Genomic DNA, 26,874 nt, shown 5'->3' with positions numbered 1-26,874 from the left:
GGCTCCAGCAAGACATCGCCGCCGCGCTCAAGCCGTTCCCCGGCTTCCGCCAGGAGCTCTTCGACAAGCTCTACGACTTCTTCCACCGCTACTTCAGCCCCTCCGGCTCAATCTACTTCCAGCACACGCCGGCCCACAAGAACATCTACGAGAAGGTCTACACCGACGACCGCGACGTGGTGCTCTTCTGGAAGACCCACATGCTTTACTACGTCAAGACCGACCGGCTGTTCAACAGCCTTGAGGTCGAGGTCGACGACCGCAAGTTCTACTTCGACGCCTCCACCCTTGAGCACAAGCGGGCCAACGAGAAGCGTGAACTGGTCTACGAGCTCACCGGCAAGCGCGACGACGGCACCCTGACCTTCACGACCGCCTACTCCGAAAAGGGCCGGAAGACCAAGCTCGACGACATCACGCGCCAGTTGCACAAGCTCGGCGTCGAAGTGAAGGAAGAGACGGCCGCCACCAACGAAGAACGATAAACGGTGAACGAGTCCTGATGTTCCAGTACGTCTTCTCGGGCGAGAGCGAATGGACCGAGCAGCGCATCAAGCAATTGCAGGCCCTCAAAGACGTCCTATCGCCATGCCTGCCGTAGCCTCAAAGCTGGTCCGATCAAATCGCGTTCTCCCCGGCGATCACGCCGTTCACGACTGGTATCGGTTCGTGCTCTCGTTTCCGCCCCATCTAGTCCAGGAATACCTGAAACGCTTCGGCGTAGGCCCAGGCGACCTCGTGCTTGATCCCTTCTGTGGGACCGGCACCGTCCTCGTGGAATGCAAGAGGCGCTCGATACCGAGCATCGGCATTGAGGCCAACCCGATAACCTGCTTCGCATCTCGCACGAAGCTGGATTGGAGCGTGGACCCCGATTGTCTAGCGCGGTTTGCGGATGAGGTGTACGACACTACCCGCAGTGAGCTGGCAAGAGAGGGCATCGGCGACACCTCGGGACTCCCGCTGTTTGGCGACTCGACCGACTACGCTCGACTCAGACACCTGCCGGGAGAGAAGGTGGCGTTGCTGCTGCGTGGGTCGATCAGCCCGCTTCCCCTACACCGCGTCCTGCTGCTCTTGGACATCCTTGAGAGATACAAGGACTCACCATTCTATGGGCACGCTCGGCTCGCGCTTGCCAAGACCACAGTCTTCGGAGCCAGCAACCTCGCCTTCGGCCCGGAGGTGGGCGTCGGTCCGGTCAAGCAGGACGCCATGGTCGCGTCAATCTGGCGCGACAACGTGCGGGTGATGGCCGAGGACATCCGTCTCCTGCCCCCGCACGCGTCGGTCCCTGCGAAGGTGCTGGAGGCAGACGCCAGAGAGGCGGGCGACCTGCTGCCGCCTCTCTCGGTAGACGCCGTGATTACGTCCCCACCCTACCCGAACGAGAAAGACTACACGCGCACGACGCGGCTTGAATCTGTGCTGCTGGGGTTCATACAGGGCAAGAGCGACCTCCGCGCTTTGAAGCAAACTCTGGTCAGGTCGAACACGCGCGGCGTGTACAAGAGCGACGGCGACGACGCCCTTGTGGAAGATAACGAAGACGTGCTGCAACTGGCCTCGGACATCGAGAAGCGAAGACTCGAACTCGGCAAGACGTCCGGGTTCGAGCGGCTGTACGCGCGGGTAACGAAGCTCTACTTCGGGGGCATGACTCGACACCTGAGCGGGCTGCGGTCAGCGCTCAGGCCGGGTGCCCGTCTGGCCTACGTGGTTGGAGACCAAGCCTCATACCTGCGGGTAATGATACGCACCGGACAAGTGCTCGCGGATATCGCATCGTCGCTGGGCTACAACGTCGAGGCCATCGACATGTTTCGGACGAGACTGGCCACCGCCACCGGCGAGCAGTTGCGCGAAGAGGTAGTGGTGCTGGAATGGCCTGGCTGGCAAATTGACTCAAGGAGGGCAACTGTGAGAGAAGCCAACAACTACTCGACAATCATCGAGAGCATCTTCCTCTCGAAGTACAAGCCGGGCATGGTCGCGGTCAACTTCGAGCGGCAGGACCTCGTCAAGGCCGGACGCAAGCTCGGTGTGCCTGTGCCCAAGAACTTGGGAGACGTAATCTACAGCTTCAGGTATCGGTCAACACTCCCAGCAGCCGTCAAAGCGAAGGCCGGCTCCGGCAAGGCGTGGATCATACGGCCTGCCGGCCGAGGCAAGTACCAGTTCGCCATGGTGACCGAATGCCCGATAGTGCCCAACGCCAACATGGCCGTGACCAAAGTGCCCGACTGCACGCCCGGCGTCGTCGCCAAGTACGCCTTCAATGATGAGCAAGCGCTTCTCGCCCGTGTGCGCTACAATCGGCTCGTGGACATATTCTCGGGCGTAACCTGCTACTCCCTGCAGAATCACCTGCGCACTACCGTTCCCGGCATCGGCCAAGTCGAGACCGACGAAATCTACGTCGGGGTCGACAAGAAGGGCGCTCACTACGTGTTCCCGGTCCAGGCAAAGGGCGGGACCGACCGGCTCAACATCGTCCAGATAGAACAGGACTTCGCGGTCTGCCGCCAGAAGTTCCCGTCCCTCATCTGCCGCCCGATAGCGGCCCAGTTCATGGCCGACGATGTCATAGCGCTCTTCGAATTCGAGCAGGGCGAGGAAGGCGTCCGAATCGCGAGTGAGCGGCACTACAAGCTCGTCCCGCCGGAGGATGTCACCGAAGACGACCTGGCGGCATACCGCCAAAGGCAGTCGGACTAAACCAATGTCACGCTTGACCACTTAGCCAGTGGGGCACGACATCTTGAGTACGAGAACAAGGAGGTAATCCTATGCGGTCGATGTTGGTCAATTTCCAAGTGCAGCGCGTGATCGCCCACCAGGTCTTCGCTCGCGATCCAGACCGAAGAGTCATTTCACCGCGATGCAGCACGGGGCTTACGAGGCTGGAGCCGTCGGGACGTCTGGCACTGCAGGAACGTTTGGTTTCCGCGCTGGGGGACAACTCGCACGCGGTCGAGATGAGTGTCAGTAAGGCTGAAACTGGATCCACCTTCCAGAAGGCGGCCAGATGCATCGAGGGGAGCGACGCCGTATTCACCGCTTCGAGTAGGGACCTGGCCGTGGCCCTCGCCGATGCCCAATCGTCACGCACGATACCGGGTGGCGTGGTCCTGATCACATCAGGCATTTCGGGAAGAGATGGACGGCGCTTCGTCGCGGTCGTCAAGGCCGAGACTGACGATGGGTTCGTGTCGAAGACCGTGGGAGAGGAAGTATCCTTCGAGTTCCTCCCTTCGCTGTTCATGACAGCCCAGCAGAAGCTCTACAAGATAGGCTTCTTCCTTGAAACCAAGCGCATGCTGGCGACGGGAGACCGAATGCGCGACCCTGCGGACTTCCTTGTGCTGGTCTATGACCACAACATGACCGCAAAGGAAACCCAGGGTGCTGCGCTGTACTTCTATGAGGCATTCCTCGGATGTTGCGCCACGCCATCCTCTGCCGCGCTAACCCGTGACTTCTATTTCAAGTCAAAGAAGTTCATAGACACTACATCACTCATTCCAGACGCCGATAAGCTGGACGCGCATGGTGCACTCTACACCTATCTCAAGGTTGACCAACGGCACACCCTGTCCGCCAGCGAATTCGCGTCACGCTATCTGTCCGGCAAGGTGCGCGATGCCTATCGCACCCACATGCGTGAAGAGGAGTTCCCGACCACGGCCGTGAACAAGGACCTATCTTATCTAGCGCGAGTGCTGAGGCGGCGCAGGCACACCTTCACTTCCGAGGTAAGCATTTCCGGGCCAGCCGAGAGATTCGCCGAGTTGGTCAAGATAATGCCTGACGATGGTAGCGACCACACGCTCGTGCGCATAGCAGGCAGGCTCAGCCATACAGACTGAGGATGACCGAGAAGGAAGTCCTCGACCGCTTCCGCAGCGACATTCCTGCTCTGCGCGCGTGGTCGCACTTCGTGGTCTATGTCGTATTGCGGCGACTCCGCTCGGCGCTCGGCTCGCGCGAGGCAGTCGAGGCGTTCCTGAAGATCCCCGCCACGTCGAGACTCAAAGGCGAGGACTCGCTGGTGTACAAGGCTCTCTACCGAGGGAAGACATACGATGATCCGTATGAGGACATCACCGACAGGGTGGGCGTCCGCTTCGTAGTTCTACTACTGCGTGACGTGGATCGAATCAAGGAGGTCATAGAGGGATACGCGGGCTGGAGTTGCTCCCGAGACCGCGACTTCGAGGAAGAACGTCAGCTCCGCCCCTATGAGTTCAACTACCAGGCGGTGCACTATGTTCTCCGACCTAGAGCCACAGTCAGCGCGTGCGGTGCATCTATCCACCAACGGATCCCGTGCGAAGTGCAGGTGAAAACCCTCCTGCAACACGCCTATGCAGAACTCACGCACGACTTGGTCTACAAGCCAAGAACGGCAGCCGACCCAACGGTGCTTCACGAGGCAGCAAAGAGCATGGCGCTGGCAGAGACGGCCGACGACCTCTTCATGTCGGCGAACTCCAAGTTCGAATCAGCAGGACGGCAACACTCCGAACTCTATCGCGGACTGAGTGAGATCTACCAACGAATGTGTGGCTTGGCGGATCAAGCGGACGAGCGATTCAACATACTCCTCATCGAGGAACTCAGCAAGGTCGTTGGCGACGTCAGGGCTCATGATGTGGAGACTCTGCTGGCTAACGAAGGAGTGTCCCCGGACTGTATCAAGCAGCGGCACCAAGGTGATTTCCTCTTCCGGCAGCCCGTCGTACTGCTCCTCATGCTCCTGGTCAGACAGCGAGAGGCGCAACTCCGTGAGCATTGGCCCTTCCCACCCCGACTACTGCAAGGCGTCTACACGGCGTTGGGCATGAGTGCGTCAGGATGTCTGTGACCGAGTTACTCGACACATGGACGGTTTCGGAGCAACGGTTCAACGTTGTGAACGCGGTCGGCCCCACCGAGGAATTGTGGTTATCATCTACTCGCCAGCTTCACCCGTTCGGTGATGAGTTCCTGGTTGTCGCCCACAAGCAAGCGTCTTCGGCCTTGAGAAATGTGGGATTGAGGAAGAGTTCTACGAAATCCCCGAAAGTACTAGCGGGCCTCGTGGCAGCGGGTCGGTGCGCCAAGTGGGCCTGATCGACTTCCGGGAGCTACGCAGCGGCGAGGAGCTTGAGGACTTGGCACGATGCCTCCTAGAGACTCGACCAGAGGTCCTGAGTGTCGAAACAACAGGACGGGGCACCGATTGGGGCGGTGACCTGCTGGTCAGAACCGCGGTAGCCGGACCGCTTGGAGGCAGGCAGGAGGAAAAGCTGGCCGTGGTGCAGTGCAAGCATTACGCGGTTTCGGGCAAGGCAGTCCGGCAAGCGGACCTCCGCATAATGGAGACTCTCGTCCACTACAACGCTGACATCTTCCTGCTTGTTACGACGACCACGCCTGGCAGTTACTGGGCGACTATCATGTCCGACATCTCCGCGGACAAGAGAAATCGAGGCCAGCGGGCTGTCTGCTGGGACGCGACCTACCTCGAGACGGTGCTGTTAAGCGAGCAGAACAGGGGCTTGCTGAGACGTTTCTTTCCGGTAAGCTACAAAAGAGCGACTCGTGTCGCAAAGGAAAACGCAGCTTCACTCCGCGCTTCGACAGCGTCGGTAGCGAAGGCCGCACGTATCGCTCCGCCGCAGGCGGAGGCTGTGTCAGGAGGTTCGACGAAAGTGCAACACACAGATAGGCTGTATATAATCACGAGCTTGGAGGAACGTCAACCGGTTGGCGCGGCGTCCCTTCGTGCCTACGCTGGGCGCCTGGGCGTTCAGATCACCACATCGCATGACGTTCCCGCCAGTTCGCTCTGGACTGAGGACCAAGCACAGCAGATCGATCGGCTCTGCAGGCGTTCTGACGCAATATTCGCCGTGGTATCGAAACGCGGCAGCCACTCTCCAAATGTCTGGATCGAAATAGAGAGGGCCATGTCCACGGGCAAGCTGAAGGCCGTCTTCATCGCGGAGTCAGCGTACACGGTCACGTCGATGAGTCGCTACCCGTGCGTACTCATCAAGAGAGATGTGCAGCAGTCAATCGACGACTTTGTCGCCTTCTTTCGAGGTGTGTTTCAGCAGTGGGGGAAGAGGTCTGACCGGTGGTTTTGGTGCGGCTTGGCAACGATCTTGATGCAGCACGACTTCCCGGTTGTCGCGGAGGTCAAACATGCGTAGTCTCGATGGCATGTATGATCTGTTGAGCGACGCAGGGATCTTTCGGAGGGCTCCATGGCGACCACTCGACGTTGTCTGGAGTGAAAAGGGGCTGATGATCAAGAGGCTGTTTACTGATATGATTTCGGCCGAATTCCGAGCGAACGGCTACGAGGAGATCTTGCTTCCAGCCTTCATACCGGATCGCCTGCTCAGCGTTGAGCCAGCGCACTATCGTGATGTCCACCGGTTGTCATATGGCTTGGCATCAGACCCGGAGTGCTACCTCCGCGCCACATCGGAGTGCCAGTTCGCCGCGCTGATCGCAGCCGACCCGGCACCCACGTCACCGCGGAGGCTCTTCCAGGCATGCGCTGTGTACCGCAGGGAGTCACCGGACGAATCGCTCCCGATGCTGCGATGCGCCGAGATAGACCCTTTCATCGAGGCAATGACATTCAGCGGTACCTCACCCACAGAGACCGAACGACAAGTGTCTGTATACGAATCGATCTTCCGCCGGCTGTGTCTGCCGGTAGACGTAGTGGTACGTCCTCCCTGGGACACGTTCCCGGAGGCGACGCAGACGGTAGCCTTCGACATGCTGATTCCCGGACTAGGAGTCGTGCAGGTGGCCACTGTGCATGATCTCGGCACGTCGTTCGCCAGAGTCTTCGCGCTACGGGGACGGGATGGTGCACTCCTTCAGCATTCGTCAAGCGGCATCAGCGGTCGGGCACTGGCGTCAGCGCTAATCGTCCACTCGGGTGGAGATCGCGTGCTCACCCCCACGTGTCTATCCCCGACTCTCGTCGCATACGAACCGAGTGTACCGGAAGGACTGAGAGAAGCCGTTTCCCGATGCGTCGGGGCGAGCCGAGTCTCGGCCTGGGACGCTGGAGCTCCCTCCGTATGCCAGGCGCCCATACGGATACGCGTAACGCCCGACGGGGCCGCGGTGATGACCACGGCTTTAGGGAAGCACGTCACTGTGCCCTGCCGTTCCGTAGAACACCATATCCGTCCAGTCTTGGCTGACTACGACGAACACTTGACAACTCGGGCCAAACGCAGGCTCGCCTGTGGAAACGGTGCACATGTGTTCGTCGCTGACCTTCCTTGGTGCGGTCAAGTCACCTGCCTTATGCCACAAGTAGCGCGTCACCCGCGTAAGCAGTTCATGGGCTGTAGGCGCAGCCCCCGCCAGCGCGGGAAGTGTAGACATTGCGGTTCAGGCCAGCAATACACGGCGCGCCTCGCCGTGGCAGTGTGAGGGACTATGAAACGAATGACGAACGGCTTGGCTGGTCGGCTGATCACGATTGAGGGCGTGACCGGAGCGGGCAAGAGCTACTTCACACGGCACTTGGCCAAGCGGTTGCGTGGCGTGCACCACATGCCTGTGACGATTCTTGGGGGATTCGGCGACCAAGAGGTGAAGGAGGACCAACTCCCGCACATCACGCTTTTTGTTAGACAACTGATGCGTGTAGGCGGAAGGTTCCTTGGACTCCCGTGGCTATGTGAGACGACGCTACTGCTGGCGGAGCAGGCGTTCTATGTCGAAACATACCTGTTGCCAGCACTCAGAAGTGGAAACGTCGTCCTCTACGTTAGCTACAACGACGCCCTCGTGGCGTATCAGCTCATGAGGGGCGCATCTACCGGTCGCACACAGGATTCACTGCTCAGGGTCTTGAAGCAGCTGATCGACCTGCAGTTTGACCCCTTCCACTATCCGAAGCAGAACCTGACGGTGTACGTAAGTGCGCCAGACGGTACGTGCTTTCAGCGACTATTGGAGCGCGACCATCGACCGGTCTCGGCCAAGGACAAGAAAGTGATACGGCTGATCAAGGCCAACTACGCGAAGCTCTATGAGTCCCGCAAATACGTCGTACTGATAGACAACCACGGTGAGACTGATCTGAGCTCAGAGGTGGAAGAAACTGCCTTAAGAATAGCCCGAATGCCACCCCGTGCCTATGCGTAGGCCGCTGCTGATCTACGTCGCTGGACCGTTGTACACGCCAGGCGACAGGCATTACCTCTGTGCGATTGACGCTGTTTGCACCGACTGTGGGTTCCGGACCTATCTGCCCCACAGAGATGGTGGGCTGGCTCCATCGAGCGGAAGGCGGACTCTGTCGTTCTTCTCTAGCGACGTCAGTGCTTTGGAGGACTGCTATGCTGTGGTGGCAGTGCTCAACGGCACAGATGTCGATTCCGGCACTGCATGGGAGCTCGGATACGCGTACGCTCGCGGCAAGCCGCTCATCGGGATCTATGAGGACACGAGGGTTGATAATCCTCCAGCAGACCTCAATTTGATGATCACCAACTCCGTGAGAGTCATTTCTTCCGAAGCGCAACTTCGACGCGCCTTGACTGCATTGGCATCGGGTCGTCCCGGGGTGAGAGAGAAGAAGCACGGCAATTACGACGATGCGGACATTGCCCGTTTGGCAACCACGGTCAAGTCGATGAAGCTCGATCTGAGTGCGACCGAGCCTGCAAGGTTCGGTCACGAGACGGCGGTGCTCTGCTGTCTAGACGCGGTCCTATCGATCCACCGTAACTATCGAAGATTCGTGGTACCACGGGTGGTCAGATTCCGGTCCGAGCATCCCGACATGCGGTTGCTGGGCGACATGCTGAGTCTGTACGATCGACTGGGTCCGCGTGAATTCGCGCACGTGGTGACGCAGAGCCGGGACACCCGCCGTGCCGAACTCCTACACTCAGTTTGTGCACGGCTTCGCGACATTGCCAGCGGCTGCCCTACCATCGAGGAAGAGAAAAAGGCCATCCGGGACTGGATGACCAGGGCCGGCGCCATTGGATACCTGACATTTGGAGTCAAGGGGATTGGCTTGGCTACATTTCAGTATCTCAGGATGCTGTTCGGGGTCAGCACCGTCAAACCTGACGTTCACATCAAACGGTTTGTCGGCGTGTCTCTCGGTCGGCCGATACGTGACCTAGATGCTATCGGATTGATCGAGGCGGTCGCGAGCCGGATCGGCACCGAGCCGACCTCTTTGGATCATGCGCTGTGGAAACGCCTCTCAGATCCGTCCCAGAGCGAACCTCCAAACAGGGAAGACCTGGGGGACGCCGGTTGCGATTCCTGACGCGCTAAGCTACCCGGCGGCGGCCGACGTTGGTAGTGAGCAACTCTGCGCGGGGAGATTACAAGGGCACTGTACAAGGCGGGCTTGAAGGCGCTGGAGCGGGGGAGTTTCGGGGACACATTGCTAATCTCAATCTGAAGCGCGTCAAGGGCTAGTCTACGCGTCCCAGTTCCGCCCGCCCATTTGACCCGCGCCGCCCGCGCATTCTGAGCGGACAACCGACGAACTCGCGCCCGCCGGCCCTCTTGGCCCCTCGGCAAGGCCGGGCTCATGCCTTGACCCCGGAACATACCGGCCTAGGCTTAGCATTCCGCAGGCACCTGCCGAACGACGACCGCCAAGCGCCAAGCGACGAACGGTAAGACAAGAACCCGAGAAGCGGCGAAGGCCAAACGCCGAGCGGCAGACATCAGACCAGAACGCAAGTAGTGGAGGAAATATGGACGTGAAAGAGATAACGCCCGCACAACTGAACGTCAGGAAGTTCATCGCGACCCAGGTCGATGAACTGCGCAAGACCGTCGGCGACGGGCTGGCCGTCAACGCCCTGTCCGGAGGCGTGGATTCGTCGGTCGTGACGATGATCGGCCACAAGGCCCTGGGCAAGAACCTTAAGACCTACTTCATCGCCAACGGCATCATGCGCGAAGGCGAACCCGAGTACATCGTGAAGGTGTTCAAGCGCCTGGGCGTGCCGGTCAAGCTGGTCCACGCCGAGGCCGCCTTCTTCGCCGCGCTCAAGGGCCTGACCGACCCGGAGGAGAAGCGCGAGGCCATCACCCAGACCTTCTACAAGAAGGTCTTCGGCGACCTGGTGAGGCAGAGCGGGGCGAAGTTCCTGCTCCAGGGCACGAACTGGACCGACGTCGAGGAAACGGTCGCGGGCGTGAAGCGCCAGCACAACATCCTCGAACAGCTCGGAATCGACACGCAGAAGGTCTTTGGCTACAAGGTACTCGAACCGGTGCTGCAATTGCGCAAGACCTCGATCCGAGTCGTAGGCAAGGCGCTCGGCCTGCCCAAAGAGATCTACGCCCGGCCGCCGTTCCCGGGCCCGGCGCTGGCCGCGCGGGTCATCGGCGAAGTGACGCCCGAGCGGGTGGCCGTAGTGCGGAAGGCGACGGCCGTCCTCGAAGCCGAGCTGAAGGGCTGCCGTGCGTTCCAGTGGCTGGCGATTCTGCACAATGACAAGGTGACCGGCATGCGCAACGGCAAGCGGGACTTCGGCCAGCAAATTGAACTCCGCTGTTTTGAGAGCACCGATGCGGTGACCGCGACTGTAACGCGTCTCCCCTATGCGAAGCTGGAGAAGCTGGCAAAACGGATCACCGGTGAAGTGCCGGGCGTGGTGAGCGTGACGTACAACGTTACAGCTAAGCCGCCGACGACGATAGAAGCGGTGTAGTGCGAGGGACGACCGAAGTCAGAAGGCAGAAGGAAGAAGTCAGAATGCAGACGTGTGGATGGCGGACGGAACAACCGTAGATTCACGCCGTGGGGGGAGGACGCAGTTCAAACTGCAGAATGCAGATATCAAGATGCAGAATGACGGACACCGGAGTCTTGCCACCAAGACACCAAGGCACGAATGGGTCCTGAAGTAGTCAGACGTGAGGAGACGGAGAGGATAACCGCAGATTCACGCCGTGGTGGGAGGACGCAATTCAAACTGCAGAATGCAGATATCAAAATGCAGAATGACGGATACCTGCCACTGAGGAATGACGAAGCCCGAAGCACGCACTGTCGGACAGGGACCGCAGAGGTCAATGACGATTGGAGCTCGAAACCCGAAGGACGAAACCGCCGATGCACGCCGATGAACACAGATAGGCGCGGGACGTAGACAGGACGGCATCCTAAGCGAAGCGGGCAGGCGAGGAGCCTGCCCGCGATTCTTGCCGGGACGGCGACTACTTGATATAGGCGCCGATCGAGAGCGAGAAAGCGCCGAGCCAGTTGTCGGTGTAGCCGCTGGTGCCCCGATTCTCAGGCTCAACCTGCTGGCCCGCAGCCCCGCCGCCGACGTAGCGGGCGTTGATGAAACCGTCCACGGTCTCGTTCAGGCTCAGGCCGTACCTGACCGAGGCGTCGAGAATCGCGCCGCGGAAGCTCGACTCGACGTTGGTGCTTCCGGTGATGAACTTGCCCTCGGCATAGAAGCCGTCGATCTCGGTGCCGACCCAGGACCTGCCGCACACCGGCAGCCGGCCGCGGAACCGAATCACCGGCACCGGCCCGATGTCGTTGTACACGCGACCTTCCCAACCGTCTTTGGCCACGAAGGAGATGGAGGCATTGCGGATCTGGAGCGACACACCGACCGCGAGTTCGCGGTCCGGCTCTGTCCAGAAGTCATACTGGTAGCTGGCCCGGTAGAAGTCGAATCCGTAACGGAAGTTCATCGCGGTCCCGGCCGGAAAGACGGTTGAGTCGACGACCAGGTCGTTCTCAAGCCGAGCCTCGGTGCGGAGGTCGATCGGCTGATAGAGCAGGACGACTGTGTGCCGGGGTTTGAGGTGCAGCTCGGCCGACATCCTTTGAAAGGGGAAGAGGATGTTCTGGCTGCCTTCTCTGACGTAGTCGAACCTGGTGCCATAGGGGTCCGGGCCGAATTGGATGTTGTGTCTGAGCACGCCGAGGAAGCCCATCTCGGCGCCAAGCCGGACCTCATAGTCTTTGTCGGAGTTGTTCAGCCAGGTTGCATGGCCGGCTGTAGCCGCAACCAGCGCCAGCAGTAGAACGTATCGAGACATTCGCGCCTCCAGGTTTCGTTGCTTAGCAGACTGTCGAAAACAGCTAAACTCCGGACCGAAGAGAGGTATTCGGGCAATGTTCCGTCGCCAGACGCGAAGCCTACTGCCCTGCCGTATCCCGGCCCGCCGTGTCGACGCCGACCGCAGTTCGGATTATCCTCGGCGTTGCTCCTTCATCAAAGCGAATCCCGGACGGATGTCAAGAAAGGGAAACCGCCACCAATCGCTTGACTCTCAGCCGCCCTGACCCGGACTCGGCAGGAGAGAACGCCGGAGGAACGGGACTGTTGTCGGCCAGAGGACCGAGGTCGGTCATCGGTCGCGAGTCCGGAAACGGCGCGGCCAGCGCCTGGTTGCCGACCGCGTTCTCGCGGCTTCTCTCCCCTACCTCCGGTACGTGCCCGTCAGCCGGGCCGTGGCGAGAATGTGGTCTTTCATCAGGTCGTGCAGCCGGGCCGCGGTTACGCCTGATTCGACCGGCAGCTTGTCATCCAGCGCGTAGAGCTCGAAGTGGTAGTTGTGAGTCTTGGCGGGCGGCGGTTTGGGGCCTATGTAGCCGGTCTCGTGGAAGTCGTTCGTGCCCTGGCAGCACCCGTCAGGCAGTAGCTCCTGCCGGGGCAGACCTTCGGGTACGCCGGACGCGGTGCCGGGTATGTTGTAGATGATCCAGTGAATGAACGTTCCGCGGGGCATGTCGGAGTCGCGGCAGGTAACGGCGAAGCTCCTGGTGCCGGCCGGCACCTGGTCCCACCGCAACTCAGGCGAAACGTCTGCTCCGTCGGCGGTGCACGACCGCCTGATGGTCTGCACCTGGGCGAAAGCCGTACTGGTCAGAGTCATGACCTTCGGTACCACGATCGCTTTCATCTCTGCCACCTCCCGTCGGCAAAGCCGCACACACGAATGCGGGGCTGAACTGGTTGATGCTGCATGTCGAGGTGCCCCTGCTATGACCTCGACACCGCACCCAAGCCTAGATTCGGAACGCCCGGTTGTCAAACCCGGGGCCTCCCGGCCTGCCCGCGCCCGTCCGGTATCGCGCCGCCTTTCGCCGCCGGCAGTCCCGGACGGCGGCCCGCTGCAAATGCTTTGTTGACAGAGATATAGGGGAATGTAAGATGGAGGTGGTGCTCCAGCCTTCAGGTTGCCACTGGGTCGCATGCGCCGTCCGTTTCGCGGCGTCTGACGACAGGTCTTTTGTCTCGATACCGGCCGCAGCAGCAGGGGTTTGCGTGCTCCCAGAGAGCAGTCAGGGGTCGCTTCCCTTGACACCCCAGACCCACAAACCTATAATACCCGCGCTATGAAAAAAGGAGGAAGAATGCGCACAAAGCACTATGCTTTTGCCGCAGCTTCAGTTGTTCTGTTCATCCTGGTTCTCGCCACGCCGGCGCTGGCCCAGGGCAACACCAAGCCCTGCCTCTGCAAACCGCTCATCACACCGCTGACGGGAACGACGAAGACCGTATTCGTCGCCTCGGTCATGTACACCGATGCGGAAAACGACGCTCCCGCCAAGGTGGAAGTGTACATTGACGGTGTCGCCTACCCGATGACCCACCCCAAGGGCTCCCCTAAGGGGTACTATCGGGCCCGGCTGACGCTTCCTCCGGGCGAGCATTCGTACTATTTCTACACCGAGGACGCGCGGGGCGCAAGCGAGCGGTTCCCGCGCTACGGGGCACTGACCAACCTGCTGGTCGGCACCAAGAAGAAGATCCTGAACCGGCTTCCGCTTCTCTCCGAGGGCGGCGTCCACTACACCCAGGGCTCGGAGTACAACGTCTACACGTACACGGTGAAGTACAAGGACCGCGATGTCTGCAAGCCGCCCAAGTGCATCAAGGTATTCATCGACGGCCTGCCCCACGACATGGCGCTCTATTCCGGCACCTGCGTGAACGGCACCTACGTCTACCAGACGATGCTGCCGCCCGGACCGCACGCTTACTACTTCATGGCCAAGGACGGCAACGGCGACTGCGTCTCCCTGCCGGCTGCCGGCTTCATCCGCGGTCCCCAGGTCACGGCCAGGCTCAACTCGCCGCCGGTCCTCCTCGACCAGCGTCTGGAGCCCGGTATCGGCGGAATGAAGGACATCTGGCAGATGCCTTCCCGCTACGGGTTCCTGGTCCACTATAATGACGTGGACTTCGACGCCCCGACCGTGGCCATGATCTACGTTGACAACGTCCCGCACGCGATGAAGCTCATCCGCGGCAACGCCGCCAACGGGCTCTACGCCTACTACAGCAACGAGTTCCTCAGCAACATGCACACCTACTACTACTACTTCCAGGACGGCAAGGGCGCCAGCGTGCGCATGCCGGAAGTAGGCGTCTTTCACGGTCCGGTCGTGACCCGGTAGCCGCCGGCAGCGGCCGACAGAGAGGATTCCATGGACTGGAAAAGGACGGCAGCGACCGCGCTGCTGGCAGTAGTGGTCGTCCTGTGCCTGACCGGTTGCCCGATCCGGCCGCCGAAGACGCCGGGCGCCCCGTGGGGAGCCGATTCGACCTGGACCGGCGCCGCCTACACCTGCAGCGTCGTGACCACGGTTTCGAAAGGCAGCATCCGCTACGTCATGGACTGGCAGGATGCCGTTGACACGGGCGACGTCGCCTACCTGTCCGAGGAGACCGCGGCGGTCTCCCATGAGTGGAGCGCCGCGGGCACCTACGAAGTGAAGGCGCAGGCCATTCTCGACGCCAATCCCTCCAAGGCCTCCGAATTCTCCCCGGCCCTGACCGTGAAGGTGAACCCCAACAACGCACCGGTAGTTGACTCCGTGCTGATACCGCCGGTCGCGGTCAAGGACGCTGAAACTTACATCACCGTCTACGGGTCCGACCCGGACGGCGACGACATCCGCGCCATCGTCAAGTGGTCTGCCAGCAGCGACACCGCGACCGAACTCATGCCGTCACCCGGCGGCTTCGCCGTCAGCCACGTCTTCACCCGAGTCGAAACCGCGGACGTGATAGTCCGATTCCAGGACTGGAAAGGCACGAAGTCGGCACCGGAGACGGTCTACATCGCGGTCGGCAATGAGGGCGGTGTCAAATGGTGGTGGCGGGACCCCGAGGGCGGCACGATGTCGACTTCGGCGCTGGTGGCCAACGACGGCGACCATGAAGTCGTGATGGGTTTCTCCTGGGGCAACTCGATGTTCTACTCGCTGAGAGCCTCCAACAAAGCCCTCCGGAGCAGCACCACCACCAGGTGGGCGGATCAGGATTTCGTCAGCGATCCGGCGCTCAGCGGCGGGCACGTCATAGTCAGCAGCGACGAGGGAGAAGTCTACGCGCTGGCCCTGAAGGGTCTGTCACGTGCCTGGCGGTGGCCGGATATAGCGGACGAGCCTCTCGAACCCTACATCCAGTTCGGCGCGGCGGCGGTCAACGGTAGCGACCTCTATCTCGGCCGCGAGACTGATGCGGACAGCATCGACCGGCTCTACAAGTTCACTGACGCCGGCGGATCGGTCACCCCCGGTCCCACCTACAGCCTCGGCGGCACTACCGTCGTGGACGCACCGGTGATTGACGCTGACGGCAGCGTCTACTTCGGCACCGATTCCGGCTATCTGGTCAAGATCGACGCGGATCTCAGTTCTCCCTTGTGGCGTCTCAGCCTTGAACCCATCGGCGAGGTCTACGGGCCGGTGGTCGGCGGTGACGGCACGGTCTACTGCGGCACGGATTCATCCCGCCTCTACGCCGTCAATCCTGATGGCAGTATCAGGTGGACCGTGACGCTGGACGGCGTGGCCGCGCGGCCCGCTATCGGCCAATCCGCGCTCTTCGTCGGCACCGAACAGGGCACGGTCTATTCTCTCGACCCGAACACCGGCACGACGAACTGGCAGCAGACACTCGTACAGGCCTTCGGGTTCTTCACCACGCCGATCGTCGCGGCCAACGGCTACGTCTATTTCCAGGACGACAACGACGTGCTCTATTGCCGGAAACAGACCGACGGAGCCAAGGTCTGGACCTGCGACTGCAACTACTACCTGCCCGACGGCGGGCGCAAAGCCGGGCGCGCCAGGCCGGGGAAAGGGACGCTGGGGCTGCTTGACGGCCTACCCAACCCATCGATCACGAGCACCGGCAACATCATCGTCGTCGGGGCCAGCGCGCTCTTCTGCGTGGCCGGCTACGCCGACGGCCCGCTCGACCCAAGTGCGGCCTGGCCCAAGTGGCAGAAGGACCTCTCCAACACCGGCAAGCGGTAGCCGGAGAACTTCCTCCAGCGGGCCCTCTTCGGAGGGCCCGTTCTCTTGGGATAGTCTTTCGGAGGGCGGCAGAGCGGGTGGTCGGGCGGCACTGACTATCGATTCCGCCTCACGGCGGCCCGCCCGCAGCGATTGACAGAGGCTCTTTCCCGGCTATCCTTGTCCCTTGCTCACAGGGACTAAATCCGCCTCTAACCACCGGATTCACCCCCGACAGCGGCAAGACGATACGCCAGCTTATGGAGGAAACATGAAATCCAGGATACTGCCACCGCTTCTGCTCATCGCGCTGGCCGCACTGCTGGGCAGCAGCTGCGGCAAGGCGCCTCTGGTTCCGGATGCGCCGAAGGGTCCGGCCCAGTGGCTGCGCGGCATCACCATGGCCTGCACTACCTCCACTACCGACGCGTCAGGCGCCCAGGTCTCCTACCAGTTCGACTGGGGCGACGGCAGCAAGTCCCAATGGTCGCAGTTCCTCGACGGCGGGGTGGCATTCAGCGACACGCATACCTATTCCGCTCTCGGCTCGTTCGGCATCAGGGTGCGGGCCAAGAACAGCAAGCGCGCCTCGCGCTGGTCCGCTCCCTTGAGCGCCACCGTCGCACCGGGCGAAGGCGCGGTCGTCTGGTCAATCGGTTTTACCGACCCCGAGAACCCGGAAGAAGACTCCGCGGATTTCACCACCAGTACCTTCGCCATCGGCTCCGGCAATATCGCCTACATCGCCTGCAGGGACTACGGCGCGCTCCTCGCCTGCAGCCCGTCCGGCAGTGTCGCCTGGAAGTTCTTCGCGCCCGACCTATACGGCGAAGAGTTCGCCGCCGCGCCCGTGTTGGCGGACGATGGCACCATCCTGATCGGCTGCACCAATGAGTTCGTGTACGCGGTCAATCCCGGGGGCACGGCCAAATGGGCCGATTCCATCGGCAGCCAGGTGCTGGCGCCCGGCGCGCTCGGCGCTGATGGCACGTGCTACTTCCAGACCGCCGACTCGACCATCATCGCCCTGAGCCCGGAAGGGTCGGTCCTCTGGGAGGTCTTTACCGAAGGCGGCAGTACGGCACCCGTGGTCGGAGTTGACGGCACCGTCTACGCGGTCAACCAGAACGGCACCATCTACGCTATCGACCCGTCGACCGACAGCGTGAAGTGGACATCGACCATCGTCGGCAAACCGGTCGCTGCCCCGCTGGCGATTGACCCGACGCGGGGAGAGGGAGTGCTCTACGTAGTTGACAACGAAACCGGAGTGCTCCAGTCCATCCGGCTGGCCGACGGTACGGGTGGCAGCGTGCAGTATACAGTCGGCGCCGACGCCTCGGGACCGGTTGTCGGCCCGGATGGCACCATCTACATAGGCGGGGACGGCAAACTCACGGCCATCGATCCCAACGGCGACCCGAAGTGGGTTTTCACTCCGGCCATGTACGGGGCTGTCTCGACCCCGGCTCTCACGGTTGACGGCTACCTGTACATACTCGTCGTCCCAGGTAAGAAACGGCTTGCCCTGCAGGGCAGCGACACGCTCTACGCGGTGAACCCGGACGGCACGCGCCGCTGGGCCTGCGGCCTTGGCGAAGGCCTGTCCGACCCGGAGTTCGCTCTCTCCTCGCCCAAACTGGACGCGAACGGCTACATCTACGTCGGCGACGGCTATCGGGCATGGTGCATAGCGGGAGTGAGCGCCCCGGCCGAGTCTGTCTGGCCGATGTTCCATCACGACGCCCGGAACACGGGCAGGGCGCGGTAGACAGAAAGAGCCGAAGGCAGAAGTCAGAATGCAGAAACCAGAATGCAGAATGATCCGGAGGTCTGCACTTCTGACTTCTGACATCTGCCATCCAGCATCTGATTTCGTCTGATGTTTACGCCTGTTCCTCGCCAGCCCGACCACAGGGAAATCGAGCCGCGCATCCTCAGGTTCTGGGAAGAACACGGCATCTTCGGCAAGCTGGTATCACGCAACCGGGGCAACCCGAAGTTCAGGTTCCTCGACGGACCAATCACCGCCAACAACCCGATGGGCGTGCACCACGCGTGGGGCCGGACCTACAAGGACCTTTTCCAGCGCTACCACGCCATGCTCGGCCATGACCAGCGGTACCAGAACGGATTCGACTGCCAGGGACTCTGGGTCGAGGTGGAAGTGGAAAAGGAGCTGGGCTTCAAGTCCAAGCGCGACATCGAGAAGCTGGGGATCGACCTCTTCGTGGAGAAGTGCAAGGAGAGAGTGCTCAAGTACTCCCGTATCCAGGCCGCGCAGTCGGTCCGTCTCGGCCAGTGGATGGACTGGGAGAACTCGTACTTCACCATGTCCGAGGAGAACAACTACTCCATCTGGCACTTCCTGAAGCGATGCCACGAGCGCGGCCTGGTCTACGAAGGCACCGACGTGATGCCGTGGTGCGCGCGCTGCGGGACGGCCATCTCCGACCAGGAGATAGCGACCGAAGGCTATCGCGAGCTTACTCACAAAGCCGTCTTCCTCCGCCTGCGCGTCACCGGCAGTGAGAACGAGTTCCTGCTGGTCTGGACGACAACACCCTGGACCTTGACGTCCAACGTCGCCGCTGCCGTCCACCCCGAACTCGAGTACGTCCGCGCGCGCAAGGACGGTGACGTCTATATCCTGGCCAAGCCGCTCCTCCCCGTCCTGGGCAAAGGGATGGAGGTCATCGAAGAACTCAAAGGCGGGAAGCTGGTCGGCCTGCGCTACACCGGCCCGTTTGACGAACTCGCTCCCCAGCAGGGCGTGGAGCACCGGGTGATTCCCTGGGACGAAGTCAGCGCCGCCGAGGGCACCGGCATCGTCCATATCGCGCCGGGCTGCGGCAAGGAGGACTTCCTGCTCGGCAAGGAGCATGGCCTCGCGGTCATCGCGCCCCTGAAAGAGGACGGGACGTTCACCGAGGCCTTTGGCTGGCTGAGCGGAATGGATGCCCAGTCGGCGGCCCGGCCCGTGTTCGACAGCCTGGAGAAGAAAGGCCTTCTCTTCCAGGTCGAGGACTACGCTCACCGCTACCCGGTCTGCTGGCGCTGCGGTCAGGAACTCGTCTTCCGTCTGGTGGACGAGTGGTTCATATCCATGGACTCACTGCGCGAGGAGATAAAGGAATCGGCGCGACAGGTGCGGTGGATCCCCGACTTCGGCCTGGCCCGGGAGCTCGACTGGCTGACCAACATGTCCGACTGGTGCATCTCCAAGAAGCGCTACTGGGGGCTGGCGCTGCCCATTTTCCGCTGCGAGTGCGGCTGGTTCGATGTCATCGGCTCGCGGGAGGAGCTGAAGACAAGAGCCGTGGCCGGCTGGGAGCAGTTCGATGGCAACACACCCCACCGCCCCTGGGTGGACGAAATCCGGGTCGCATGCGGCAGGTGCGGCAAACCGGCGGCGCGCATCAAAGACGTAGGCAACCCGTGGTTGGATGCGGGCATCGTTCCCTTCTCGACAATTCACTACCTGACCAACCACGCCTACTGGCAGGAATGGTTCCCGTCCGAGTTCATCACCGAGAGCTTCCCCGGCCAGTTCCGCAACTGGTTCTACGCCATCCTGACGATGAGCACGGTGCTTGAGAAGCGCTCGCCGTTCAGGACCATCCTCGGATACGCGTTGATGAAAGGGGCCGACGGCCGCGAGATGCATAAGTCCTGGGGCAATGCCGTCGACACCGACGAGGCCTTCGAGAAGATGGGCGCGGACGTGATGCGCTGGGTCTTCTGCCGCCACAACCCGGTCCAGAACCTGAACTTCGGCTACGACCTCGGTGACGAGGTACGCCGCAAGTTCCTCACTCTCTGGAATGTCTACAGCTTCTTTGTCACCTACGCCAACATCGACCAGTGGACTCCCGGCTCCGGCCTTGGAACACGATCCGAAGCGCCCGACGTTTCGGTCATGTCCCGCGGCCTGCTCGACCGCTGGATCCTCTCGCGGCTCAACTCCCTGGTCAGACTGACGCGTGAACGGCTCGACGACTACGACCCGTCCTCGGCCCCGCGCGCAGTCGAGGAGTTCATCGACGACCTGTCGGTCTGGTATGTGCGCCGCAGCCGGCGCCGGTTCTGGAAGCCGGCTTCGGACGCCGACAAGCAGGCCGCCTACCGCACCCTCTACGACTGCCTCGTCACCCTGGCAAAGACCATTGCTCCGTTCATGCCTTTCCTGGCCGAGGAGCTATACCAGAGCCTCGTTCAGCCGGGCGAGAACGGGGTCGCTGAGTCCGTCCACCTCTGCCCCTATCCGGAACCGGAAGCAGCGCTCATCGACTTGTGCCTCGAGAAAGAGGTGGGCGTCGTCCGTGCGGTGGTGTCACTGGGCCGTGCCGCACGTGAGAAGACGAAGCTGAAGGTGCGCCAGCCTCTGCAGGCGGTTCTTCTCCGCCTAAACGAACCGGGCGAGAAGGAAGCTATCCTTCGCCATGCCGAAACCATCAAGGAAGAGCTGAATGTCCACGACCTCCTGTTTGGCGAAAAGGACGCGCCGTTCCCGGCCGACTATGCGGTCGAGGAATGCCCGGAGCGTGCGGTCGGCATCTGCACGACGCTGACGGCGGAGCTGGAGAACGAAGGCTTTGCCCGCGAACTCGTCCACAAGGTACAGAACCTGCGCAAGTCGGCAGGATTTGAGGTCACCGACCGGATCCGGCTGCATTGCCTGGCCTCGCCGCGTCTGACCGCTGCCGTCAAGGCGTTCGAGGACTACATCCGGCGCGAGACCCTGGCCGTGGTCGTGACCGACGAATTGCCGCCCGAATCGGACGTCCGGAAGAGCACAAAGATCAACCGCGAACCGGCCGAACTGGCGCTCAAGAGAGTGAGGGAGTGATGAACAAACGCGAGCTGCACAAGTACGAGAGGGCCCTGCTGGCCGAGAAACAGCGGATGCTCAAACAGGGCCGCATCACGGATGAAGTGATGGACGCCGCCTGCCCGGAAGTAACCGGCGACCTCTCCACCCACCGTAGTCATGCCGCGGACCAGGGCACTGAGAACTACCAGCGGGAAATGGCCTCTCGCTTCAAGACGATCGAGACCGAAACCCTGCGCCAGATCGAAGACGCACTGCGGCGGATAGCTGCCGGTACCTACGGCGTCTGTGTCTCCTGCGGCGGGACGGTTCCCAAGGCCCGACTTGAAGTAGTGCCCCATGCCCGGCTCTGTATGAAGTGCCTGAAGAAGCGCCCGCGCTGACCTTCCGGGCCCTCCCCGCTCCCTCAACCCTCCGGCCCGGCCGGCCATGAGAAACCTGAAACTCATCGTCGAGTTCGACGGTACGAGGTACGCCGGCTGGCAGTACCAGCCCCGTCATCAGACCGTGCAGGGCGAGATTGAGTCTGCCATAGGCAGAATCATCCAGAAGAAGACCACTGTCTACGGATGCGGCCGTACCGATGCCGGCGTTTCAGCCCGAGCCTATGTCGCCAACGTCCACATTGACTCGCCGCTCAGCCTAGCCCGCCTGAAACTGGCGGTCAACCACTTCCTGCCCGAGGACATCCTGGTCTTATCCGTCGAAGAGGCGCAACCAGGGTTCCATTCCCGGCACAGCGCGACAGGCAAGACCTATGTCTACCACATCGTACGCCGCAAGTCTCCCCTGCGCCGACGATTCGCCTGGGAGTTCTGGACTGAACTGGACGTCGCGAAGATGCGCCGGGCCGCTTCCCTGTTCGAGGGCGCGCGTGACTTCCGAGCGTTCTGCCAGACCCGGGACGAGAACGGAACTTGCCATGTTCGTCATGTCCGGGTAGTTCCAGCCGCCGACGAAGTCCTGGTGACCGTCGAAGGCGACCGTTTCCTCTACAAAATGGTCAGGAGAATCGTTGGCGCGCTGGTAGCCTGCGGTTCAGGCCGGCTCACTCAGAAGGACATCCGCGCCGCGCTCGCGGGCAAGCCCTTCCCGCCGTTCCAGACCGCGCCGGCCTGCGGCCTCGTGCTTGACTCAGTCAGGTACTGACGGCCCAGGCGGTTGACACCCAAGTCCTGTTTCCCAATGACCAGTGACCTCCATACAGGCAATGCCGTGCCCTGCCCCCTCTCTTCAATTCCCTCCCCTTGCGGGGGAGGGAAAGGGTGAGGGTGACCTTCGTCACCGGGAAGGAATCGGCAACTGGTCAGTGCGCGCTACCGGAGTAGCGCGCGGCCGCGTCATCGAGCGCCTGCTTGGGCGACTTAGCGCCGAGCATCGCCTGCTCGAGCTCCTCGACCAGGGCCTTGCGGCCGGCCAGCCACTTCAGCCCGCGCGGCTCAAACACGGCGCAGTCCATCTGCGCATACGCCTCTCTCAACCCCGGCGTCTTCGCCAGCCGCTCGACCATTCTCGGATCATCGAGGCAACGCCGGTGTATCGGCACGTACCAGGTGCCGAGCGACCACTCGACCTGCTGCTCCGGGCTGGTGAACCACTTTATGAACGTCCAGGCCGCGGCCTTCTGCTGCGGCGTCGCCCGCCGGAACATGCCGATGTTCGTGCCGTAAACGATGGCCGCCGGTTTGCCCCACGTCGGTATCGGCGCCATGCCGACCGGGAATGATTCCTTGTCCACTACCGGCGCGCGCCAGGTCGAGCTGCCGGTCAGCGTCGCCATCCTGCCCACCAGGAAGTCGTCCATCGGGGTCCGGCCCACGTCGGTGTTCTGCACCTTGTCTTTGAGCACCATGTCAACTTGGAACTCGAGCGCCGCGACTCCCTCGCTGCCGTTGAACAACGGCTTTCCGTCCTCCTGCTCGAGAAACCGGCTCCCGCGCTGGAACAGCATCGAACCGAATATCCAGATGTCGGTCCCGCCGGCCGCACCCCACGTCTCGACCCTGCCGGCTGCGTCGCGCCGTGTCAGCCGGTTGGCGGTAGTCCTGAACTCGGGCCAGGTCTTCGGGAACTCAGGATGGCCGACCGCCGCGAACATCGGGACGCTGTAGTAGTAGACCGGCACGCTCTTGTTGAACGGCAGGGTCAGGAGCCTGCTGTCCCAGGTGTTGCTCTCGAGCAGAGCCGGGTAGATGTCGGCCAGCTCCTCGGCGCTGAGGCCGCCGGGCCCGTGAACAAAGCTGTCGAGGTAGACCAGCTCGCCGCCCGCATGCAATTGTGTCGTCCAGTTCTCATACATCTGGGCAATCACCGGCGGGTTCTTCGCCGCGACCGCGCCCATCAGCTTCTGGGAAAGCGCGTCGTAGTTGCCCATCCCGACCAGCTCTATGTGGATGTCAGCGTGCGTGCTCTCGAACCGGTCAACCATGGTCTTCAGGGTCTTCTGCGACTCCCCGCCCATGGCATGCCAGAGAGTCACGGTTGTCCTGGAGGATGTCTTGCTGCCGCATCCTCCCTGGACTGCCAGCACCAGCAGCAGCGCCGTAAGTACCTGGTTCTTCATTGTCTTATTCTAGAACGGCGGCCCGGGCAGTCAATGCTGCATCCGGTGCCTGAAACGGAATCCCACCGCCTCCCGCGGGGTCTAACACCGGCGGAGGTACATATGGATTTTAATATAGAAGGACATTCGGAGAGAGAGGCTCGCCCGGTACGAAAGCCGGCCAACTGGCTGGTCGTGGTTAGTGCCGCAGTATTGGTGGCATCGGTCGCCGCGCTGCTGTCATAGTGACGCGTGGCAGGCCGGTACGATCTGGGCTCTGAGATGCAGGCAGGGACACTGGACCAGTTGGTGACGGAGCAGTACACACTAGCCCGGTCCGAAGAAGCTGCCGGTACTATCTCAAAAGGGTGACCTTGGCGCGCGCCACGTGCAAACCGGAATGGAGTTCGTACAGGTAAAGGCCACTGGCAACCCGCCTGTCGTTTTCGTCACGCAGATTCCAGGTGACCGTACTGGACCCGGCCGGCATGCTTCCATTACGCAGAGTCTTCACCAGTGCACCCGATGCCGAGTAGACGCGCAGGCTGACGTGAGCGTCCCTGGGCAGGTTGAGCCGGACAGCGCTGCTTGCGACGGCCGGGTTTGCCCCGACCCTGATGAACTCCAGGGACGGGGAGTGCGAGTCGCTTACACCGGGCAACACTGACTCAACCCAGGCGCGAATGGCTGACTCATCGAATCCCTCCATGCTGTTGACAACGAGGCCGAGGTTGTCGATGACGTAGTTCAGCGGTATGTAACCACCCATCCTGTATGCCATCCAGGCCGAGGCGTCGTCAAGAAGGAAGCCGTAGGTGTACTGACGAGCATAGACCTTGACCACAGAATCCATGTCCTCCAGCACGTTTATGGCGAGGGGCATGTACCCCTGGCTGCCGTAGTCGGCGTACATGACCTGCAACCGCGGCATCTCAGCCAGGCAGGTGCTGTCGACCGACTTCCAGAAGAAGAGGTGCAAGATCTGGCCGGTGTAGTCCCCGGGGATCGTGTGCGGGACGAGTGCCGTGTCGGGCAGCATAACGCTCGGCGCCGGGTCCCCCGGTTGCGGCCACGCCATGGCCACGGCGGGCATGATAACCAGGACTGCGAGTGCCAACAATGAGCTACGCATGTACGAGCACCTCCTGTGTGCCGTCGTCCCGGCACAGGTCATTGCTTGCGGGCATGACAACAGTCTAGGGTGTCGCCGGCGGCTGTCAAGGCACATCACGTACCGTTCGGCGGTTCTGGCGCAAAACAGAAGGGCGGGCTGAAAGCCCGCCCAGGATGCTGCGCCGCAATCGCTAGTCGGTGACGACCAGCTTGCCCTCCGCGGTTGCGGTCCCGGCATTGACTCGGTAGAGGTAGATCCCGCGTGCGACACCGGCGCGACTCCACGATGCCCGGCTGGCAGTCGTCTGAAGGCTGCTGACCCGCCGGCCGTCCGGCGCGTACAAGGCTATCTGAGCTCCACGAGCCGCGGCGCCGGAAACAGTGAACTCGCAGCCGGTGCGACAGGGATTAGGGCTCACCGACACCCTGAGGTCACGGGCAGCAAGGAGTTTCGACTCCTCGACTCCGGGAATGAAATCGAGCACGTTTGCGGCCAGGCCCTGGTAGCAGGGCATGGACGAATCGGGCTGCACGGTCATGTTCTGCAGATAGACCACCAGCTTCACGTTGCTCTCGACCCAGGAAGTGTCCAGCGAGTACGACACCGTCACCGTCTGGGTTGCGCCGGGCCCGAGCGTGAGCGTGGTGCCGCTCTGACTCGGCACGTAGTCGCGACAGACGTGGTTGTGCAGGGGGTCGCCGTTCGGACCCGTGTAGTACAAGCTGTCCTCGGTTATCACCACCTGCAAAGCGGCGGAGATGATGGGCACCGTGCCGGCGTTGTAGCACTCAACCTGTACTTGACCGCTGCGTGAGGCGGGACTGTAGGTCGTGCCGACGTGAGTCAGGCTGACATCGGAAGGGACGAGCAATTGGTCGTAGACGTAGCTCTCCCAGGACGAATAGACGTAGCCGCGGTTCTTGCCATCGACCCAGAGCCACGGCGTGGCGTAACCGCCATTGTAGGGTGGCGGGTAGAGACGCCACTTGGCCCGGCCCTCGGCGTTGTACAAGAGAGGATAGCTTGCGCTGATGTGCCACTCGACCGGGGCGATCCGGCCTGGGTTTGCTGTTACTATCTGGTCCAGCACACTGCTGGCAGCAACGCAGGACCCTCAGCCTTCCTGATACGCTTCCTCGAGCACCACGCAACGGTCAAAGGCGAAGACCGTAGCAGCAGTGGCAAGCAGCAGCGCGACAACGATGACGTTCTTGCGCATATACGAAACCTCCTGTGTGCCGTTGTCCGGCACGGGTAATGACATGGTAACCTGGACAGAGTCTAGAAAGCCGACTCCGGCTGTCAAGTTGGGCCATGCGCAAGAAGAGGCGAGGGCCCGGACGGGCCCTCGCTCTGCACTGTCGAACCGCTGACGGCTAGTTCAGAACCGAGACCTTGGCTCGCGCAACCTGCGAACCCGCGTTCAACTCGTACAGGTACAGGCCGTTGCCGACCTGCCTGCCCGCGTTGTCACGAAGATCCCAGTTGACCGTATTCGCGCCCGCCGGCATCTGCCCGCTGGTGAGTGTCCGTACCAGCGCGCCCGACGTCGAATAGACGCGCAGAGTGACGTTTGTCGCCTTGGGCAGGTTGAACCGAACCGCGCTTCGACCGACCACCGGGTTCGCCCCGACCACCGAGAATTCGACCGGCTGCACCGCCGGGGACTCTTCGACCCCGGTTAGGTAGGGGCTGATCCAGCTCAGGATGGTCGCCTCGTTATAGCCTTCCATGCTGCCCACCACCAACCCGGCAGTGTCGACGACGTAGTTGAGCGGGATGTAGTTGTTCATCTTGTAGGCATTCCACCCTGTTCCCGCATCGCGAAGGAAGGGATAGGTGTACTGGCGGGCGAAGACCTTGACCACGGATTCCATGTCCTGCCACAGATTGATGGCTATCGGCAGGAACCCCTGACTACCGTAGTTGTTGTACATTTCCTGTACTCGCGGCAACTCCGCGAGACAGCTCGGTCAGGTCGATGTCCAGAAGAACAACTGCAGGACCTTGCCTGCGTAGTCCCCTGGAATCGTGTGGTTCACGTATGCCGTGTCCGGCAACGTGACGCTCGGCGCCGGGTCGCCCGGCTGCGGCCACGCCAT

20 protein-coding genes and 1 pseudogene are annotated in these 26,874 nt (G+C 61.8%); 15 read left to right on the top strand and 6 right to left on the bottom strand.

The window, feature by feature from the left end:
• Positions 1–588: 588 nt before the first annotated feature.
• From FJY68_08150 to FJY68_08110, 9 genes and pseudogenes are all read left to right on the top strand, one after another.
• Positions 589–1,893: pseudogene (locus FJY68_08150) on the top strand (DNA methyltransferase).
• Between the two features lie 27 nt (positions 1,894–1,920).
• Positions 1,921–2,718, top strand: a complete 798-nt coding sequence (locus tag FJY68_08145) for an endonuclease (GenBank protein ID MBM3331805.1) — start codon at positions 1,921–1,923, stop codon at positions 2,716–2,718.
• 71 nt (positions 2,719–2,789) lie between these two features.
• Positions 2,790–3,869, top strand: a complete 1,080-nt coding sequence (locus tag FJY68_08140; GenBank protein MBM3331804.1) for a nucleoid-associated protein — start codon at positions 2,790–2,792, stop codon at positions 3,867–3,869.
• Positions 3,870–3,871: 2 nt separating this feature from the next.
• Positions 3,872–4,867, top strand: coding sequence for a hypothetical protein (locus FJY68_08135; GenBank protein ID MBM3331803.1), 996 nt, complete (start codon positions 3,872–3,874; stop codon positions 4,865–4,867).
• A gap of 169 nt (positions 4,868–5,036) precedes the next feature.
• Positions 5,037–6,200 carry a restriction endonuclease gene (locus FJY68_08130; protein ID MBM3331802.1) on the top strand — a complete coding sequence of 388 codons (1,164 nt, stop codon included), beginning with the start codon at positions 5,037–5,039 and terminating at the stop codon, positions 6,198–6,200.
• The gene (locus FJY68_08125) at positions 6,193–7,452 is read left to right on the top strand and encodes a hypothetical protein (protein ID MBM3331801.1); all 1,260 of its coding nucleotides are present in this window, start codon (positions 6,193–6,195) and stop codon (positions 7,450–7,452) included. The genes FJY68_08130 and FJY68_08125 overlap by 8 nt, the downstream gene beginning before the upstream one ends.
• Before the next feature lie 6 nt (positions 7,453–7,458).
• The gene (locus FJY68_08120) at positions 7,459–8,172 is read left to right on the top strand and encodes a hypothetical protein (protein ID MBM3331800.1); all 714 of its coding nucleotides are present in this window, start codon (positions 7,459–7,461) and stop codon (positions 8,170–8,172) included.
• Positions 8,165–9,313: a hypothetical protein gene (locus FJY68_08115; protein ID MBM3331799.1), complete on the top strand. Its 1,149-nt coding sequence runs from the start codon at positions 8,165–8,167 to the stop codon at positions 9,311–9,313. Before FJY68_08120 ends, FJY68_08115 begins: the two co-directional genes overlap by 8 nt.
• Positions 9,314–9,752: 439 nt before the next feature.
• Positions 9,753–10,718 carry an ExsB family transcriptional regulator gene (locus tag FJY68_08110; GenBank protein ID MBM3331798.1) on the top strand — a complete coding sequence of 322 codons (966 nt, stop codon included), beginning with the start codon at positions 9,753–9,755 and terminating at the stop codon, positions 10,716–10,718.
• 508 nt (positions 10,719–11,226) lie between these two features.
• Here FJY68_08110 and FJY68_08105 read toward each other — a convergent pair.
• Both FJY68_08105 and FJY68_08100 read right to left on the bottom strand, forming a co-directional pair.
• The gene (locus tag FJY68_08105) at positions 11,227–12,069 is read right to left on the bottom strand and encodes a hypothetical protein (protein MBM3331797.1); all 843 of its coding nucleotides are present in this window, start codon (positions 12,067–12,069) and stop codon (positions 11,227–11,229) included.
• A 384-nt stretch (positions 12,070–12,453) separates the two neighbouring features.
• Complete coding sequence (locus tag FJY68_08100) at positions 12,454–13,230, bottom strand: YbhB/YbcL family Raf kinase inhibitor-like protein (GenBank protein ID MBM3331796.1); 777 nt, start codon at positions 13,228–13,230, stop codon at positions 12,454–12,456.
• Between the two features lie 160 nt (positions 13,231–13,390).
• On the opposite strand from FJY68_08100, the gene FJY68_08095 reads away from it, so the two are divergent.
• The 6 genes from FJY68_08095 to truA all read left to right on the top strand — a co-directional run bounded on the left by FJY68_08095 (position 13,391) and on the right by truA (position 22,265).
• The gene (locus FJY68_08095) at positions 13,391–14,437 is read left to right on the top strand and encodes a hypothetical protein (GenBank protein MBM3331795.1); all 1,047 of its coding nucleotides are present in this window, start codon (positions 13,391–13,393) and stop codon (positions 14,435–14,437) included.
• A 30-nt stretch (positions 14,438–14,467) separates the two neighbouring features.
• On the top strand, positions 14,468–16,306 hold the full coding sequence (locus FJY68_08090) for a PQQ-like beta-propeller repeat protein (GenBank protein MBM3331794.1): 1,839 nt from the start codon (positions 14,468–14,470) through the stop codon (positions 16,304–16,306).
• 250 nt (positions 16,307–16,556) lie between these two features.
• The gene (locus FJY68_08085) at positions 16,557–18,056 is read left to right on the top strand and encodes a PQQ-like beta-propeller repeat protein (protein MBM3331793.1); all 1,500 of its coding nucleotides are present in this window, start codon (positions 16,557–16,559) and stop codon (positions 18,054–18,056) included.
• Positions 18,057–18,167: 111 nt separating this feature from the next.
• A complete protein-coding gene (locus FJY68_08080; GenBank protein ID MBM3331792.1) occupies positions 18,168–21,134 on the top strand; it encodes an isoleucine--tRNA ligase in 2,967 nt (988 codons plus the stop codon).
• Positions 21,134–21,499 (top strand): TraR/DksA family transcriptional regulator, encoded by a 366-nt coding sequence (locus tag FJY68_08075; GenBank protein ID MBM3331791.1) that lies wholly within the window; start codon positions 21,134–21,136, stop codon positions 21,497–21,499. Before FJY68_08080 ends, FJY68_08075 begins: the two co-directional genes overlap by 1 nt.
• Positions 21,500–21,545: 46 nt before the next feature.
• On the top strand, positions 21,546–22,265 hold the full coding sequence (gene truA, locus FJY68_08070; GenBank protein MBM3331790.1) for a tRNA pseudouridine(38-40) synthase TruA: 720 nt from the start codon (positions 21,546–21,548) through the stop codon (positions 22,263–22,265).
• Between the two features lie 157 nt (positions 22,266–22,422).
• Here the strand turns inward: truA and FJY68_08065 are convergent, their stop codons facing one another.
• The 4 genes from FJY68_08065 to FJY68_08050 all read right to left on the bottom strand — a co-directional run bounded on the left by FJY68_08065 (position 22,423) and on the right by FJY68_08050 (position 26,727).
• Positions 22,423–23,679 carry an ABC transporter substrate-binding protein gene (locus FJY68_08065; GenBank protein ID MBM3331789.1) on the bottom strand — a complete coding sequence of 419 codons (1,257 nt, stop codon included), beginning with the start codon at positions 23,677–23,679 and terminating at the stop codon, positions 22,423–22,425.
• Between the two features lie 334 nt (positions 23,680–24,013).
• Complete coding sequence (locus tag FJY68_08060; GenBank protein ID MBM3331788.1) at positions 24,014–25,009, bottom strand: redoxin domain-containing protein; 996 nt, start codon at positions 25,007–25,009, stop codon at positions 24,014–24,016.
• On the bottom strand, positions 24,963–25,862 hold the full coding sequence (locus tag FJY68_08055; GenBank protein ID MBM3331787.1) for an Omp28-related outer membrane protein: 900 nt from the start codon (positions 25,860–25,862) through the stop codon (positions 24,963–24,965). The genes FJY68_08060 and FJY68_08055 overlap by 47 nt, the downstream gene beginning before the upstream one ends.
• Positions 25,863–26,148: 286 nt before the next feature.
• On the bottom strand, positions 26,149–26,727 hold the full coding sequence (locus FJY68_08050) for a T9SS type A sorting domain-containing protein (protein ID MBM3331786.1): 579 nt from the start codon (positions 26,725–26,727) through the stop codon (positions 26,149–26,151).
• Between the last annotated feature and the right edge of the window lie 147 nt (positions 26,728–26,874).

Source organism: candidate division WOR-3 bacterium, from assembly GCA_016867815.1.
In the GTDB taxonomy this organism is placed as follows: domain Bacteria; phylum Hydrothermota; class Tepidihabitantia; order Tepidihabitantales; family Tepidihabitantaceae; genus UBA2258.
The sequence above is the reverse complement of the archived record's forward strand: the minus strand, read 5'-3'. Positions and strand labels throughout refer to the sequence as shown.

Excerpts from the sequence above, each read along its gene's own strand:
- FJY68_08110 (MBM3331798.1), top strand. The coding sequence starts at position 9,753 with ATGGACGTGAAAGAGATAACGCCCGCACAACTGAACGTCAGGAAGTTC.
- FJY68_08065 (MBM3331789.1), bottom strand. The coding sequence starts at position 23,679 with ATGAAGAACCAGGTACTTACGGCGCTGCTGCTGGTGCTGGCAGTCCAG.
- FJY68_08075 (MBM3331791.1), top strand. The coding sequence starts at position 21,134 with ATGAACAAACGCGAGCTGCACAAGTACGAGAGGGCCCTGCTGGCCGAG.
- FJY68_08090 (MBM3331794.1), top strand. The coding sequence starts at position 14,468 with ATGGACTGGAAAAGGACGGCAGCGACCGCGCTGCTGGCAGTAGTGGTC.
- FJY68_08120 (MBM3331800.1), top strand. The coding sequence starts at position 7,459 with ATGAAACGAATGACGAACGGCTTGGCTGGTCGGCTGATCACGATTGAG.
- FJY68_08100 (MBM3331796.1), bottom strand. The coding sequence starts at position 13,230 with ATGCGACCCAGTGGCAACCTGAAGGCTGGAGCACCACCTCCATCTTAC.
- FJY68_08085 (MBM3331793.1), top strand. The coding sequence starts at position 16,557 with ATGAAATCCAGGATACTGCCACCGCTTCTGCTCATCGCGCTGGCCGCA.
- FJY68_08095 (MBM3331795.1), top strand. The coding sequence starts at position 13,391 with ATGCGCACAAAGCACTATGCTTTTGCCGCAGCTTCAGTTGTTCTGTTC.
- FJY68_08080 (MBM3331792.1), top strand. The coding sequence starts at position 18,168 with ATGTTTACGCCTGTTCCTCGCCAGCCCGACCACAGGGAAATCGAGCCG.
- FJY68_08115 (MBM3331799.1), top strand. The coding sequence starts at position 8,165 with ATGCGTAGGCCGCTGCTGATCTACGTCGCTGGACCGTTGTACACGCCA.
- FJY68_08105 (MBM3331797.1), bottom strand. The coding sequence starts at position 12,069 with ATGTCTCGATACGTTCTACTGCTGGCGCTGGTTGCGGCTACAGCCGGC.
- FJY68_08140 (MBM3331804.1), top strand. The coding sequence starts at position 2,790 with ATGCGGTCGATGTTGGTCAATTTCCAAGTGCAGCGCGTGATCGCCCAC.
- FJY68_08060 (MBM3331788.1), bottom strand. The coding sequence starts at position 25,009 with ATGCCGGGACCGCAACCGCGGAGGGCAAGCTGGTCGTCACCGACTAGC.
- FJY68_08125 (MBM3331801.1), top strand. The coding sequence starts at position 6,193 with ATGCGTAGTCTCGATGGCATGTATGATCTGTTGAGCGACGCAGGGATC.
- FJY68_08135 (MBM3331803.1), top strand. The coding sequence starts at position 3,872 with ATGACCGAGAAGGAAGTCCTCGACCGCTTCCGCAGCGACATTCCTGCT.
- truA (MBM3331790.1), top strand. The coding sequence starts at position 21,546 with ATGAGAAACCTGAAACTCATCGTCGAGTTCGACGGTACGAGGTACGCC.